General features: G+C 31.9%; 10 protein-coding genes and 1 pseudogene. 2 read left to right on the top strand and 9 right to left on the bottom strand.

Features of this window, described 5'->3' with window-relative positions; translation table 11 throughout:
• Positions 1–167: 167 nt before the first annotated feature.
• The 8 genes and pseudogenes from P3F56_RS08370 to cobM all read right to left on the bottom strand — a co-directional run bounded on the left by P3F56_RS08370 (position 168) and on the right by cobM (position 8,551).
• The gene (locus P3F56_RS08370; RefSeq protein ID WP_281152421.1) at positions 168–725 is read right to left on the bottom strand and encodes a cytochrome; all 558 of its coding nucleotides are present in this window, start codon (positions 723–725) and stop codon (positions 168–170) included.
• A gap of 883 nt (positions 726–1,608) precedes the next feature.
• On the bottom strand, positions 1,609–2,535 hold the full coding sequence (locus P3F56_RS08365; protein WP_281153776.1) for a bifunctional riboflavin kinase/FAD synthetase: 927 nt from the start codon (positions 2,533–2,535) through the stop codon (positions 1,609–1,611).
• Between the two features lie 219 nt (positions 2,536–2,754).
• Positions 2,755–3,894, bottom strand: coding sequence for an AZOBR_p60025 family cell surface glycopolymer formation protein (locus P3F56_RS08360; protein WP_281152420.1), 1,140 nt, complete (start codon positions 3,892–3,894; stop codon positions 2,755–2,757).
• 655 nt (positions 3,895–4,549) lie between these two features.
• Positions 4,550–5,295, bottom strand: a pseudogene (locus P3F56_RS08355) (enoyl-CoA hydratase-related protein).
• A gap of 153 nt (positions 5,296–5,448) precedes the next feature.
• Positions 5,449–5,754: a hypothetical protein gene (locus P3F56_RS08350; protein ID WP_281152419.1), complete on the bottom strand. Its 306-nt coding sequence runs from the start codon at positions 5,752–5,754 to the stop codon at positions 5,449–5,451.
• A 64-nt stretch (positions 5,755–5,818) separates the two neighbouring features.
• Positions 5,819–6,469 carry a uracil phosphoribosyltransferase gene (gene upp / locus P3F56_RS08345; protein ID WP_281152418.1) on the bottom strand — a complete coding sequence of 217 codons (651 nt, stop codon included), beginning with the start codon at positions 6,467–6,469 and terminating at the stop codon, positions 5,819–5,821.
• Positions 6,470–6,553: 84 nt separating this feature from the next.
• Entirely contained in the window at positions 6,554–7,711 is a 1,158-nt protein-coding gene (locus P3F56_RS08340) for a tetratricopeptide repeat protein (protein ID WP_281152417.1), read from the bottom strand.
• 66 nt (positions 7,712–7,777) lie between these two features.
• A complete protein-coding gene (gene cobM, locus P3F56_RS08335) occupies positions 7,778–8,551 on the bottom strand; it encodes a precorrin-4 C(11)-methyltransferase (protein WP_281152416.1) in 774 nt (257 codons plus the stop codon).
• A 2,193-nt stretch (positions 8,552–10,744) separates the two neighbouring features.
• Here cobM and P3F56_RS08330 point away from each other — a divergent pair.
• Complete coding sequence (locus tag P3F56_RS08330; protein WP_281152415.1) at positions 10,745–11,128, top strand: hypothetical protein; 384 nt, start codon at positions 10,745–10,747, stop codon at positions 11,126–11,128.
• A 3,194-nt stretch (positions 11,129–14,322) separates the two neighbouring features.
• On the opposite strand, the gene P3F56_RS08325 is transcribed toward P3F56_RS08330, so the two are convergent.
• Positions 14,323–15,315, bottom strand: coding sequence for a ribonuclease III domain-containing protein (locus P3F56_RS08325; protein ID WP_281152414.1), 993 nt, complete (start codon positions 15,313–15,315; stop codon positions 14,323–14,325).
• Positions 15,316–15,504: 189 nt separating this feature from the next.
• Between P3F56_RS08325 and P3F56_RS08320 the strand changes: the two genes are divergently transcribed.
• A complete protein-coding gene (locus P3F56_RS08320; RefSeq protein WP_281152413.1) occupies positions 15,505–16,494 on the top strand; it encodes a GntR family transcriptional regulator in 990 nt (329 codons plus the stop codon).
• Positions 16,495–16,832 lie beyond the last annotated feature (338 nt).

The raw sequence follows: 16,832 nt of genomic DNA, 5'->3' as shown, positions 1-16,832 counted from the left end.
ATCTTGTCGGACTCACGTTATTTTAATTTGGCATTATTTGCCAAACGTTTCATTCAATGTTTCCTGTTTGTTTATATTTAAAAACTATTTAATGATGATCGTATTATGGAAAACATTGCATTAGGTGTTATGCTTGGAACATTGATAGAACTAAAAGATTTGGCTGTTTAAGGTGAGTTTTCCCATTCTGGGGTTAACGTCCGAAAATCAAAATTTTCTACCCCTGGATGACAAATAATACAACTTCCATGAGTAACAGTTTCCTTAAACTTAATCCGAGGATGAAGGATCTTAAAATAACGTGATTGCTCCACATAAAAAGGAATTGGTTCGTCCTTAGCGGGTAAAGTACGGGAAAATGTTTGCAGATAGTCCCAAATCAATAGTTGCCCCAGACGAATTAAATTGGGAACTGAAGTCCCATAATGTTTGTTAGGATTTTCTAATAATTTCTTCCAGGTTTCACTGGGTAAAACTTCTGGAGGTAAAGCAATATGACAAGCTGAACAAGTTTTAAGATAAAATTCCTGTCCTGCTTGATATCGTGCAGGAACACCATCATTAGGGGATGCAGCAATCGCCATCGGTGCACTTCCAGTGAATGTATGTAGAATGGAAGTAATTCCCCAACCAATACTAATAGACCAAAAAGAGATTGCCACTATAACGACGACAGAGAGCAGATTAAATCGAGAAAAGATGGATGACCAAGAAATCTTGAACATTAGTTACTCTAAGCCACAACAGATTAACCATAACTGATCTTAGCAATCTATTTGCCATTGTTTTTCTCTGAAGACCAATCTCAATAATTAGACAGTGGGATATTAGACGGTGGGATAATAGATAGGAGACTCTAAATAAACGTCAGAAAAACTATTTTCTATGTCTATATCTAAATAACTAGAGTTGAATATATGTTTTTTAAACTAAAATTTTTTAGTTAGCTATTGATAAAGATTTTGCTAAATTGCTTTAGCTATAGCATTTTTATCTTAAAACTTAGATTAAATTAATTTTTTTAAAAAAAAATTAATTTAATCTAAAGTATTCCTCTATTAAAGTTTTTTTATTCTAATTTTCATAAAATCAAAAAAAATCTGTTCTTTGAAGAATCTATCTAAAAATTGTTTTTATTTTTGTTTTACAATGGTTTCATCCAGTCTACAATTTGTTTAACTTTTTATACTTTTGTATTTAAATACAACACTTCTAAGTTTTTTCCAGTAACGGAGAGAGTATGTAGCGGTTACAAGTCAATTTTGATAGTTATTACTATTCTGATTTTGTTAGCTGAATTTTTTAAAAGGCTGATATCTAGTTTGCTCTTTTTTAGAAACTATTTTTCTATTTCAGATTTTTTTAAATTTATCTACTAAATTAAACGGACTAAAAATTTTATTCAAGAGAGTTTTAGCTACTCTAAGAACATTTTTTAAAAAAGCGTGTTTCTTACTTAGGAGCTTGACAATGACTACAAAGATGAGTTTATCTTTCCCCACAAAAGTAAGACTGAGGTTATTCCTTAAGATAAAAATTGTGTCTCTCATAGAGATTTTCTTGAGGAGTTCTTTTTAGGGTTTCTAAAATTATCAGAAAATTCAATATTTATTGATGAAAAATTTTTCTAGCCAAACAACAGTCTTCGACTATTTGGTCTTTAAGTCTATCAAGGGAAAGAAATTGTTGCTCAGGACGTAAAAATTGCTCCAATTCAACTGTTAAAGATTGTTGGTATAAGTCCCCTGACCAGTCTAAGATATGAACTTCTACCATGGGAATTTTTCCTGCAACAGTGGGGCGACAGCCAAAATTCATCAAGCCTTTTAGCGGTTCTTTTTGGTTTATTTTCACTCGAACTGCATATACTCCCTGTCGAGGTAACAACTTATCTGGAGGAAGTTTAAGGTTAGCTGTTGGAAAACCAATAGTTCTTCCTAATTGCTCTCCTTTAACCACTGTTCCTATCAAAGAATATGAATAGCCCAACATTTGTTTTGCTTGTGTTACGTCTCCTTCCGCAAGACATCGACGAATTAAAGAACTACTAATGCGCTTCTTTAGACCTGAATAAGTTTCTAAAGGAGTAATATGAACCGGTATTCCAAAAGAAGCGGCAATTTCACTCAAATCTTTGGCTGTTCCTACCCGTTTATGTCCAAAGCGAAAATCTTCCCCGACACTTATCTGTCGAACTCGGAGATGTTTGACCAACATCTGTGCTACAAATTCCTGGGGATTTAAGGCAGCTAATTTTCGGTCAAAGGGTAATCTAACTAATTGTTGTATTTCTAGATATTCTAGCCGTTTGATTTTTTCAGATAGGGGAGTAAGAAGTTGTCGAGTTTGTCCAGTGAAAAACTCTTGAGGGTGCGGGGTAAAGGTAACAACAGTAGAGTAAGAAGAGACTGTTCCAATTGAGGAAAGACAAATGGGTTGTAAAACATTTCTGTGTCCCAAATGGAGACCATCAAAATTGCCAAGAGCGATAACAGTTGGTGTTAGGACATTAGCGGTTGATGAAGTTACCCACACACTTGATTGAGTATACATTGTTGCTGAAATTGAAGCTAGGAGCGATCTAGATGTCAGCCTACTAGGGAGCGCAGTCTAGATCGCTTTCTCAATAGTTTATCCCAGTTTCACTAATTAGCTCTTACTCAAGTCATTAAGAATTAGATTCTCTTTATAACTCCTCTTAAAAAGAAGGAATTTTAAAAGATATAAAATTCATTAATAATAATAAATTTAGAGTTAAGAATGTAAAGCTAAAAAGGCACAACTTCCTAATCCTAAAGCCAAAAATAAAATTAATTTAATTGGAATTTTATTAGTATTAATGCTCAGCAATAAGAAAAAATAAACATCTATAAAAACCCGTGAATAATCTAAATAATAGCTCAGTATTGTCATACTACTCATTACAAACATAGCACTATACAGTATGGTACTCAGTTGAATTAATTGATTATCTTTACGATGATATGCACTAATTATAAATATAGTCATAAAAATAATAATAATCAGAATAAATGAATAAACTTCAAATAAATTTTCTCCTTTAAATCCTCCCATTAATAGAGAAATTAACTTATTGTATATACCCATAAAAGGATAACCAAAATTTGCTTTCACTCTAACCGTACCTGGTAAGTCCAAAGAACTAATATAAATCGTCCATAAAAATGGAGGTATCCAAGCCCATAATAATTGTTTGCTTTGTTCTTTTTTCCTTTGAATAAGACTCGTCAAAAAAATAGCTAGCCAAACTAATAGTAAAGTCTCTCTAGTTAAGCAAGCTAAAGAAATAGCAAAAGCTGTCCAAATTGGTTTGTTATATCGATAACAATAGAATGAGAGTATTAATAATAGACTACTGAGTAAATCAGCAGTTCCTAGAGAAAAAACCATCCAAATACCAGGAATACATAACGTTAATAAAGGTTGCCATTTTTGCTCTTGATTAAATTTAAAATATAAGCTAATAATCCAGACAATACCTATAATTGATAGGTAATTTATGGTAACCATCATATGAGGAATTAAAGTCCGATTACCAAAACTTAAGAGATAGCTAATCAGCGGATATAAAATTCGGCGATAACGATAAATTGGATGATCAAGAGTGGTGATAGTTTCAGGATTTTGCAAAAAAGGATCGAGGGCTAAACTGAGAAATTGCTGTCCATCATAGCCAATTTCCCCTTGATAAATTTTAGTAGTTTCAGGATCAAGAAAAGGAGAGAGCTCTAAGACTGAACCAATGCGAAAAAATCCTGTGATGTTTCCTTCAAATCTAATGAAATATAAATAAAGAATGACTGCGTTTATAACAATAACAGTAATTAGTAAATTAATTACTTTAGGAGATAATTTAGTTGAAAGATATTTCATAGAGAATCAAATTAAGTTGATTGAATCCAAATAAGACTAAAAGCTTAGTACAAACTAAAAAACAAGATTAATTTTCAGAAAAAATTAATCATTTTTATTATTTACAAATAACATGCTACTTATTATACGAATTTTGGGTTAACTTATACAAAAAAATCTTAAAAGTTAGACATAATATCTTCATACAAAAGAGCAAGATTTTATTTAAAGTTAATGCTAGTGAAATATTTTTTAAAAAAATGGGGCATTAAGTGCATTAAATTATGTAACGAATGACTTTTCTTTATTGATCTGAAAAGATTACAATTGTTGCTGTTGAGTACTAATCAAAATATATTTTTCTAAATTGTCTAGGATTCAATAATAAGCAAGTTTATCTCCTCAATCAAATACTCCTGTAAATTCAGAGTTGATATCATCCACATAATATCTTGATTATTATCAAGACCCATCAACTAAAATACTTTAGGTTTTAGAAATTGTTTAAACTATCGTCTAAACACAAAATATGGACTCTTCAGGATGGATTATGTTAATAAACTCGGCAAAAATATATGAATGTCCAATACTTATTCTTCTCACAACTGAGTAATTAAAAACCCTTACCTTGTAAAGCGAAGATACTCCGACTACACTGATCTAAAACTTAAGAATATCAAGGATATTTACGAAAATTAGAGGGAAGTTTTTTAAAAAAAGTGGTTTTCCTTCAACTCCCTTTTTTGTTATACAATAGCGTTCCTTGCTAATTTCTGTAACTTAATTTGACCGTCACAGTCAGAACTAAAAGCAGCTTTTAAGTAAAAAATAGCAATAGGCTTTACCTAGAATTTCAGTAGCCTAAATAATACCTTATTTTTCGAGTTGCTCAACTTATAATACACAATTAACTAACCTCATTTCTAAAGTTTTTTAAGGAGTATATTGACGGTATAATACTAAAGTTTCTAGCTTTTTTCTGTACTATAATGCGGGCTAAATAACTTGCCCGACCCCCCGTTAAAACTTCTAATTTTCGGTCCGTTTTGACCAAAAATAGTATTATCAGCCGCAATATTTAGAGCATAAATTAGATTTAAAACATGACCTCGACTAATGGCATAACCAGCTACCAAAGCAATAACTATTTTAGGCATAGAATGAATTAAGTGTTGTAGCTAAAGAACATTCAAACGGGGAATCCCAGTATTATCTATATATTCCGCCTTTCCCCTAACACTTTGATCGCTCCCTGAATAAAATGCATATTTACCATCGGTATAAGGCCATGCCCCTGTTAAGAACATTGCCCTAATTTTTAGAATCCTCACGGGCATTACAGAAAACATCATAGAGTTCAAAGACTGTTTTAGTACAAAAATCATTACGCCTTTAGGGACAGTTTATGGTGATTTTAGCCATTTTTTCAGACAATACAAGACATCTTTGTAAGATACAGCCAACTGCTAGGTAATTTCCATCGAGTTTAGTGGGGAGAATTTTAGAGAAGATACGAATTGTTAATCTTGAATCTAAAAAAAGCTCAATTCAGTCAATCATTAGCCTTCTTCATTATTAGCCTTCTTCAGTCGATGTTTCTGATTCAAGGGTTTGTTGTCCAACTTGTCCAAATTGCTCTCGTACATCATCAATAGCTAAATTAAGTTGAGCTATCTTATTTTCTAGACGACGACGTGCCATTTCAATATTAGTCTCGGTGTCTAGTTTTTCATCTTTGGTTGATTTGAGTAAGGAAGATCTGTCTTCCTTCGGATTCTTTTCAAGACGTGATCCTACTAGCGCTCCAATGATGCCACCGACCATACCACCAACAATTATTCCTGCCAAAAATCCGCCGCTAAATCCATCTCGTTGACTCATAATTTCTAACCTTGATGATGTTCAATCTCTGAAAAAAACTGGGTCAAATAAACTTTTACTCACTCTATGTTCCAAAAGCACGATTACCTGCATCTCCTAACCCAGGTACAATATATCCTCTGTCATTAATTCCTTCATCAATAATAGCGGTATAAATATTTAGACTGGGGTATTTTTTACTTAGTTTTTGCAACGCAGGTGGAGCTGCTACTACGGAGATAATCCGCATCAATTCTGGATTTGCTCCCCGTTTAGTTATTTCATCCATCGCAACGGTGATTGATCGCCCAGTAGCCAACATGGGTTCTAAGACAATAATTTGGGTTTTGGGGTGAAATTGTTGAGGTAATTTATTGAGATAACAACTAACGTCTAGGATTTCTTCGTTATGAGCTAACCCTAGATGATAGATTGAAGCTAGAGGCAGAAGGGTTTGCGCTCCATCTAACAAGGCTAATCCTGCCCGTAAAAGAGGAACAACGGCGAGGGGGACTTGAGGATCAATCAAGGTGGCTTGAGAGTTAGTAATGGGAGTTTTTATTGTAGTTTCTAAAGTGGGCAGCCAATGGCGAGTCGCTTCGTAGGTTAACCAACGTCCTAGCTCTGTCATTGCTGTTTTAAAAAGGATATTCGGAGTATTAGCATCACGAGCGACCCCTAACCAATGCTTAATCAAAGGATGATCGGGAACATAAACGCGTAGTTGGAAAGTCATGAAGATAAACTAAACTGTTGAAAGGTTCAACCTAAGTCATCATAACCTGTTCTGACAAACATTTATCGATTTAAATATCAACTATTAACTCTTCTCAGATAATTCATTAAGTCGAGATTGAGCTAACTCGAAACTGGGTTCAATTTCTAAGGCTTTACGGTAACTAGTGATCGCCTCTTCTATTCTGCCCAATTTACCCAAAGCACTACCGCGATTGTACCAGCCTTGGTAGTAGTTTGGCTGTAATTTTAACCCTTTATCCCAACAGGTGATTGCTCCTTCCCATTGTTCTAGTCCGTATAGTGCATTTCCCTTAGAATTCCAAGCTTCAAAATCGTCAGCATTGAGAAAAATTGCCCGATCAAAACTGTCGATTGCTTCATGTAATCGTCCTAAATTGCCCAAAGCGCTACCGCGATTATGCCATCCCTGAGAGAGGAAAGGATTAATTGCTAAAGCTTTATCCCAACTGGCGATGGACCCTTCTAAGTCCCCTTGATTAGCTTGTTGCAATCCTTGATTAAACCATTCTTGTTCTGTTTGAGGAGAGTTAATTTGTTTAGGTTTAGCGGCTTCATTTTGAAACCGCTCAAGTAGAGTCTCAATTAGTTGTTCAGGATTGCTTGACTCCATCCCCAGTTGGGGAGCAAGTTGTTGGGCTAAGGTCGCATCTTTGTGTAAACGCTCGCGCAATTCTTCTATAGTTAAGGTTTGAGTGATTTGGTCAGGGGAGTTAGTTTGGAAATGAGAACTATTCTTCTGAGAACTATCTTTTGAGATAATTTGTTTATCGATATCAGGACCTTCATATTCCCAAATTCCACTTTCTGCTTCTTGGCTATAGATTTTTTGGCCAATCTCATAAGACTTTTTGCCAATCATTTCAGTTTCCCGAAAAGATTGGCCCAATTCTCCCAAACGCATCATCCTAGCGGCTAATTGTAGATTAGGGGCTGAAGATGCTATAGCTTTGTCCCCAAATCGTTCTAACCAAGCCACCCAGGGTTTCGATTTTCCCTGTATTCCCAAATCTTCAAAATATTTGAGAACTCGCCCTTCGTGCCAGCCGTGAGCAATACCTTCTAGTAACTGGCTAAACAAAAACTCGTAATCTGTATCTGTCAGAGGACGATTGGACTCTTGCGAGTTTCTATCAATACTGATATTGAATGATCGTTTTCCAAAAAGCTGCCCAAAAAATTCTTTAATCCACTTCCAGATACGTTTTAATAAACCCTGCATGGTAATCTTTGCTATTAACAATTATAGAAATATTTATTGCACCCTTTATTCTAATACTATTTACCTCTAGATTCGTGGACGGAATAAGTGTGAATGTTGAGGATGATAAAGACGAGATCGACTTGAAAAACTAGGGTTTAATGCTGGACTTATTATATAAAGTGTCGTTCGGATTAACTTTTCTTCCCGCGTAACTTCTGCCATTTTTTCTAGGGGAACCAACCAGATTTTCTCGTCTGGCCAGCCAATACGAAAACACACTGCTATAGGGGTATTAGAGGGATAATGGTTTAGTAATTTTTCTTGGGCTGTTTCGATGTGACGAGCAGCTAAATACAAGCATAAACTAGCTTTATGGGCGGCTAAACTGGCTAATTCCTCAGCTTCAGGAACGGCTGATGCACAACCACTAATACGGGTTAAGATAATAGTCTGTACTAAATTAGGGATAGTTAATTCTGCCCCTAACTTAGCAGCCGCTGCTTGAAAAGCACTAATTCCGGGAATTAATTCGAAGGGAATGTTTTTTTCCGCTAGAATCCGCATTTGTTCATGAATGGCACTATAAATGGTTAAATCCCCAGAATGTAGACGAACGACAGCATAATTGTTTTTTACCTGTTCTTGAGTTAAGGTCATAATCTCCTCTAGAGTTTTGCTGCCTGTAGAGATTAATAGAGTATCAGGACGAACATCTCGCAAAATCTGTGTAGGGATTAGGGAGTCTGCGTAGAAGATAACATCAGCTTGAGTAATAATTTTGTGTGCTTTGAGGGTTAATAAGTCTGGATCACCCGGTCCGGCACCGATGAAGTAGACAGCAGGCTTAAGAAGGGTCATTACAAATCAATTGTTATACAATATTGGTTAATGAAGTCGGAACCTCAAGTCTATAGTATTACTGAATCTTTAAGAACAAGATCAGACAACTTGGGATGAGGAGTGTAACTATCGAGCATGTGATTTTTTTGCTGGAGACACAAAGTATAACATCTCGCTTTTTTCTGAAATTATAATACTAAGCTCCCGGAAATTGTATAGTTAATTTTAGTTGTAGAAAATAATATTGTTGACCCAACTAAATTTTATAAAGATAGTTTCTAACTCTTACATCAATCTACTTAAGACAGTCTTCCTTAGTAAAGGCAAATGATTAAATCTATTGCGCATGCGCAATTCTATGAAAAAAACTCTAACCGTGTTTATACAAATGTTTAGTCCTAAATAATTATTAGTCCTTAAATAAGGAACCTTTTATACTTTATTTTTTTAAATTTTATTTAAATTTTACTGATTACTATTTTTATTAAAAAATAATATTCTCTAAGAATATTTGATTTTTATTAATTAATTCTATTTTTTTCTCTTTATGTAAAAAAATAGCTGATTTTTAGTCAATATATATATAATTGTATTTAATAACAATTTTACTAGTCTGTAATTTCCTTGGGTGGTCACTCTTTTGTATTCAAACATAAAATTTATGCTCTTATTCTCCTCCCGGGAGAATTATTTCGTTTTGAGTTAATTTTGACAGCTCTTGATCTTCTAATTATATTAGCTATTATTTAGCTAATATAATTAGGCCTGCTGGTATCTAATTCTCGCTTTTTTTAAACTACTTTTCTCTCTTAATCTTATTAAAGTCGATCTAGCCATAATTTTTTAAAATGACCTAATTATAATTTTTATTGCTACAAGATAAACTAAAGTGACAGTATATATATTCTGGCTATCGACTTAAAAAATGACTTCAATAGTTTCCCCTATTCCTTCAACTAAAGTTCTAATAATGGAGAGTCTGAGTCTAGTTTCTCTGGTGGAGTGACTTCCAGCTTCATCTCCCAGATAAAATTACTCAAAAGTTTTAGCTTGATCTGATAAAAGAATTTCTTTACCGTGGTCGCACACTTGTAACTTTACGGTTTTTTGTACTTGATAGTGTTTAACACTAATAAGGTCGTTAACCCTGGAGCATTCTACTGAATTAGTTATATTAAGGAGAATTTATTTTATAAAATTACTGTTAGTTTTAATAATCAGGGAAATTGATAGGAGCTTAAAATTAATGATACAGTTACCATATGAACGAGTTATCGCCCCCACCTCTTCAAGAAAATTGTTAAAAACAATGAATTCTAAATAAAAGTACATTTGTCCACTATTAGCCCGCGCCAAATTTAATAAATCTTGTATTGAGTCATGTGATCAGCTTCAGAGGCGGCAATTTCGAGAATTTCTTCTTGGATATTGCTGAAACTACTGTACCCCGTCACAAGTTAACGGTGAAACACCCAGACATTACCGTTAAAGGAGTCTGCAACTCATGGAAAATATTACTAACTAACCTATGTCAGTGTTTCCAAACATCAGACGGACAAAGAAGCATTTGATCGAAAACATAATTTGACCATCAGTGATATCCTAAGCTACGTACACTTTATCTAAGTTAGTTCCCTGAATAATTCATTAACGGTGTGACACACATTAACTAGTGACGTCTATTGACTAATGTGAAATTTTAGTTGGAAAAGAACATTAGTTATAAAGACTAAATTGGTTTCTTTTATACTCATTTTAAATGGGGTTAATTGGGTAATAATAGTTCTTTGATTATTTTTAAACCCTAAAAGAATGTCTCTCTTAGGAAGATTCTCTTATGGCTTTTTGTAGATTTATTTCTAGGGACATTATATCGCTGTAGATTTTCACTCTATTAGGAAAATACCTCATAATATGGTGAAATAGTGAATATTCTGTTTATGGGTGATAATCAAAATTTTTTGTACTTACAAACTAATCTGGAGGTTAGTTTAATCTTGGGTTTAAAATAACGTATCACATTCAAAAAAAACTTGATTTATGACGAAAAAAGATAATGTAATAGTGGGCTTATTGTATTTTTTAACACTCAGTTAAATACTTAATGATGAGATCGTAAGTTTTTTCTGAACGTGACCATGACTAATATTTAGGAAAATCGTTAAGATTAGCAGTGAGATTTATCATTCCCTTCGAGATTAGGAAAAGACAATGACAGAACCTTTTAGATTTAGTAATGGTCAACAGGCTAATAATGTAGAAGATTTAATCAAAATCTGCGAGGATTATCCCCAAGAGGGAATTAATTACTTAAACCGAGGAGACTTGGAGAACTGGCTAACTTATATTGGGGAAGTAAATTTTTCTCAAAAGGCTAAACAAGCTAGAGAAGCTTCTGTCTCTGATGAAGAGAAATTAAAGCAGTTTTTAGTAAAAATTCAAAGAAAATCAGAACCGGTTCCCCTTGAACATTCTATAAATACTTCAGCGCAGCCAACCCCAGAACCTACTTCAACTTCAGAATCAAAATCTACCTATCTCCTAGTTCAATGGTTTAAAAATCTATTTAAATGGTTTAAAAACCTATTTAAGTAGACTAAAAAAATGTTAACAACCAGTTAGTTCATATCCCTCGAGGGTCATTAAGAATGAACATAAAGCCCAATCAGTTGTAGCTGTTGAGACAAGGGAAAAATTACCTATTAATCCGTGCTTTTCATCCTTGTCTTTTTAGTTCTGTCAAATTATGCACATATGGTCATTAATATTGACGTCTCGAAAGCCTTATTTGGAAATTATTTTCATTACAGTTTGCTTATTATTAATAATAATGATAAGTTAAGTTATGTCAATATCTGCTGAACTTTTATCATTTTACAGTTTGACGAAAAGCCATAAAAAAAAGGAAAGCAGTAGTTATATACTAGAAGTGAGCTTAGTTAAGATCTGATGCTGTAAATGTAAAATTAAGACGATATTTTGCCTAAATATTTTGTAATTTTGAGCATTTATATCAAAAATATCGGTTTAAATAGCATTGTTATTCTGTTTCTAAATTGACAGCATTTTTTCTTAGATCAATGCTCATTGTTTAATGAGAGATAGAACCACAACTATCATAATCGCTTTTCACGGTTTATGGGATCGAATTTTAAAATAATTTTATGTATTATCAATTTTTATTTATTTAAAAAAAATATCTACTAATCTAGTCAAATATGATTGTTTGGTGGAGTTTATATTCTAAAAAATAATATTTATATACTGTTTCTTACTAACTAATAAAAGAGAAATTATAAGAATCAGTTCCTCCCAATTCTAATCTAACATAATTTTTTATTAGCGTTTTAGTAGAACATACTGAGTTTCAAAAACCCTAGCGACATAAGACCAGAACTCTGTTAGATAACATTAAAAAATTAAACTAAATTTAGTTATCAATGACCGGGGTGTATTATTAATTTTTAAAGTTACTTCAGGATATATCGATAACTGTAAATATATGTCTTAGTTAACGCGTTATTTAATTAATATTTTTTTTGGAGATCAAGGATATATAACTAAAAAACTTGTCATTAAATTTTATTTAAAATGACTTCGTTTTATTATTAGTAATTGACTTTTGAATTAATTAAAAGTTAGTGAAACTATCTAATAGAATCTAACTGAGTAAGTATTTTTTTACTAAAAAAATTAACGACTTAAATTACTGATATTAAGTAAGGAAAAATAATACCTAAATTCAAGAAAGTTATAATTATTGAAGTACTTCTGTATCTTGAGACTTAAATTGAACTGATCGATCAATAATTTTTGTCATTTTTATGACGATATATTCTTAAAGTTATAAATTTAGTAATGAGGACATCACCTAGTAATAAACTATAATACAAAAGCCAATATAAATATTGACAAAATAGCAAAGTTATCAATAATTTAACCTTAAAAATTTTAGTTTTGTTTGACTGAAAAAGCCAACTTTAATGTTGTTACAATTAAATTACATTATAATTAATAGATTTAAATAGGTTAAAATATATTATAAAATAATAATGTAATCAAAATAGCTATTAGAGATTAAATTTTCTTAAATGTAAACTATTGATCTTAATATAGACAGGAAAAAGAATCTTATCTAACTGCATAAAAATAATCAAATTTTATTAACACAAACAATAAAGTTATATTTTTTTATATATAACTTTTTAAAAAAATGTTACAAAAAGCATAAACTATATTTATGATAGTATGCGTTTTTAATAAAAAAGTTGAGTATAAGTAAAAAAAAACAATAGATATAATTCAGTATTTATAGACATTTTTATTTTGATAAATTATCAATCAATATATCAATTATAGTAACTAATAAAACAAAAATTTGACTAATACTAAAAATATGAAAATTTTTTAAAAATTGTAGTACAAAAAATAATAATTATAGAAATAATGATATAGATCATATCTAATACTAAAAGTATTTTGTTATAATGTTGACTAAGTGGACTTTAGCTTTGTCTTTTCAAAGAAAAAGATGATCAATTTTCTAAAAAAAAACTACTTAAAATAGTGTAAAAAACATTGATTTTAAATACTAAATATAGACCTAATTGCTATATTTTTTTATTCAATTTTTCTTTAAAGTTACATGACAGTTAAAGATTTTAATCTTCCAGAGAATTTGAAATTGTTATCAGTATCTTCCATACTATCAATTTTTTTACAATAACTAATCTTTGTTAGAGTTAATTATTGAGGTTAATTATTTGTCAAAAAATGATAAATATATTTGTCTTATTTCTCTAGAGAAAATTTAGTATGTGGGTTTAAAATTATTTCTTAGTAATCTATAAAATTTAATTATTTTAGCTAACTTATTTATGTCCTTATTTCAATAATTTTTTCTAAATCTTCTGAGAAATGATAGAAATTCTCAAAGAGAATTATTCTAGTAATTAGTGATTGTAGTATTTTTTTACTCTCTTTGTCTTCACTATAAAAAATTACTCACAGACTATTTTTTTTAGTAAAAATTGACTATTATTCTAGATGAACATGTTTTTATATTCTCTTTCATGGAAATTATCTTTTAAGTCTTTTAAATTTCCTATATTAAAAATTATCCTTTCTTATAAGGAAAGTCGTTGACACAGTTCAGGTGAGGAAGTTATTTCTGCGAAAAATAAAAATTTGATTATCCTAACTAATGTACATAACTAAGATAAGTTATTAAGAATATGAGAAGAAATTAAAATGGTAATTTTGGACAAATATAAAACTTTAATATGGTTTTAACCCTGTATGTTCTCAATAGGCTCTAATCCAGATCAAAATTTATCTTAAAGTAAAAAAATGTTTTATAAGTAATAATTATAGCTAAACTTAGACAGTGTTTTATTTTCCGTGATACACCGTTAACTCTACTATTAGATTTGCTAGTTAATTGAACTAATTCGAGAACCTCTTAAATGCGGTAACGACAATTACAAGATTTTAGATGATAAAGTCTGACAAAATAGTCTGAATAATCACAAAATTTTAAGTTTTTAGAAAGAGTAAGATTACTAGTAAAATATACTTTTTATTCTCAATACGGAATTCACTATTATTATGCCTAATAAGCGGTTGCCGCCGCAAATGTAAATTTCTCTTGTAGTTGGTTATTCGTCTGGGGATAACATCTCAATTAGAGTTATTTTTACAGCACTACCATAACCAATGAGTATTCTATTTATATTTAGAACTTGACTTCATCTAGAAGAACATAAAAGTCAAATTGTTTAATTATTCTATTAATCGTGATCGCCGACCCTTATTTCATTATCGATTTTCGAAGATTCCATTAGTTCGTGAAAACGTTTACGGCCTTCATTATAATCTTTACTTTCATATCCCATTACCTGACGAATAATCCATTTTTGAGGAACTCCATCTTTTACCAGTAAAGTAATTAATTCACGCCAAATTTCATCTTCATCAATACATTTATTTACCCACCAACTACCTGTTTCTCTAAAGCTTGTTTTACTATTCTGCTGATCAAAGTGAAGATATATAGCAGCTAACAAGCCGGTAAATGATTTTTCACATATTTTTTCGCTTTCAGTATCAATAATTTTCCAATCTTCTAAAGTGAGTTTATTAATGTATTTATTTTGTTGTTCCTTAACTACTAACTTTTTAGCAATTTTACTTAAAAAACTAGGATTAACGTAAGGAAAAAGCTGATAAAAATAGTCGGCAACTATTGCATTAAATAGGGCATTTCCTAAAAATTGGAGTTGTTTCTTGGGGTTTGATCTATCTTGAATTTTCTTCAAGTGATGGGCTAATAATGGAGCGATTAACTGTTTTTTAACCCAATTAGAGGTCTGAGGTAAACCTCGGTCAATATGTATAGCTCCTACTAATGCTTTCAGAGCTTTTTCAAAAGGATTATTTCGTTTAATGCGGAGACGATGTCGTTCATCTTTTGTGGCCAAAAAAGGGAAACTTTCTCCTAACCCTAATCTAAACCAAAGGTTAGTTAACTTCTCCCCTTCTTCTAATTTATCACGCAAAGTAGTCAGTTTGCTTACTGCTAGATAAGAACAGTTTTGATAGAGATAATTCGTAATAATCAACTCCAGAATTTTCTCCCCTAAGTATTCCAGCCGCTCATTATTATTTTCAGACCGGTTGAGTTGTTGAGCGTAAGACGGATGAATCAGAGACTCAAAAAGAAGATCGCTATTTTTGAAGTGAACACCAATTTTATCTTGGAGGGAAGCAGGTTTCCAGTCCATCTTTAATATTGTCCAAACTCATTTTTATTTTCTAGAATTCCAATATATTTATTATATTAGCTTTTATATTCAGTTAAGTATATTTTTGCTATATTTCCGCGAAACTGTTCACGTTAAAATAACGTATCATACGTTAGAATGACCTCTAAAAGTCTATGTCTTGTTGACTCTTTCCTCGACTTGGTTGACATGCTTCAATTTCAAATCCAATCTGATAGTGGTATTCCCTCTTCTAAGCAGTTATTTGACCAGATTCGCTTTTCTATTGCTTCTCGTCAATACCATCCCGGTCATCGCTTACCCAGCACGCGACAATTAGCTACCATTACAGGACTTCATCGCAACACGATCAGTAAAGTCTATCAACAATTGGAGGAAGCTGGTCTAGTAGAGTCTATTGCTGGATCAGGTATTTACGTTAAAGTTCAGGGAAATGAAGGGGGAACACTCCCTGCTTCTCCTTTATTTATTCAATATCCTGAAGCTAGTCAGTTAGTTCAAAAAAGCCTTGATGAGTTGTTGTGGCAAGGATTAACAATTTCTCAGGTTAAGGAATTATTTTTAGCAGCCCTTGACTGGCGTTTACGTTGTAGTGCGCAAGTATTGGTCACAGTTCCTACTAAAGATTTAGGAGCGGGGGAGTTAATCTTACAAGAACTAGAGAAAGCTTTAGCGATTCCCGTACAATTAGTTCCTCTCGAAGAATTAGCTCAGGTTCTAGTTGAAACTAAATCAGGAACCGTAGTTACAAGTAGCTATTTTTTTGCTGATGCTGAATCTATTGCATCTCCGTTGTCCATCCGGGTTATTCCTCTAAATATTTACGATTACAGTCAAGAACTAGCTATTATTAAGGATTTACCTTTAGATACTCGTTTAGGTATTGTTAGTCTTAGTCCAGGAATATTAACTGTAGCAGAAATTCTTATTCATAGCCTGCGGGGAGATGATTTATTGTTAATTTCAGCTCAGGCAAGCGATCATGTTAAACTTAGGGGACTAGTTCGTTCAGCCCAAACAATTATTAGTGATCCAGCTAGTTATCCTATTGTTAAACAAGCTATCCGAGCTATTAGAGATGACATCATTCGTCCCCCTCATGTTATTTGTTCTGAAAATTATATTGGAGATAAATCAATTCAATTACTCAAACTGGAATTAGGATTAGGGGAAGAATGATTAATAGTTACTAAACATGTGACACGCAATGGCATTATGTATATTGAGAATTATTAAACGCTTTAAGGGGATGATAAACATCACGGCATTGATTGTGGTGATGATACTATTATTCAGTCTCGTAAATCCAGTGATACTATAAAACGAACATCATTGCTAACATTTATTAGGAAAAGTTAAGTTTATCCGAGAGAATATTTTTGTGTTATTATCAATGTAAGTTTCTGCTTGGTGTTTATTAAAAATTAATTGTAGTGTTCGAACTAAAGACTTCGTTCCCTTGATTCAAAAAAATAATAGTATTTGTCAAATATATAAATTTTTGGTACAAGTTTTTA

Origin of the sequence: cyanobacterium endosymbiont of Epithemia clementina EcSB (assembly GCF_029919255.1) — a bacterium.
In the GTDB taxonomy this organism is placed as follows: Bacteria; Cyanobacteriota; Cyanobacteriia; order Cyanobacteriales; family Microcystaceae; genus Rippkaea.
Note: the sequence above shows the minus strand (reverse complement) of the source record. Positions and strands in the feature narration are given on the sequence as shown.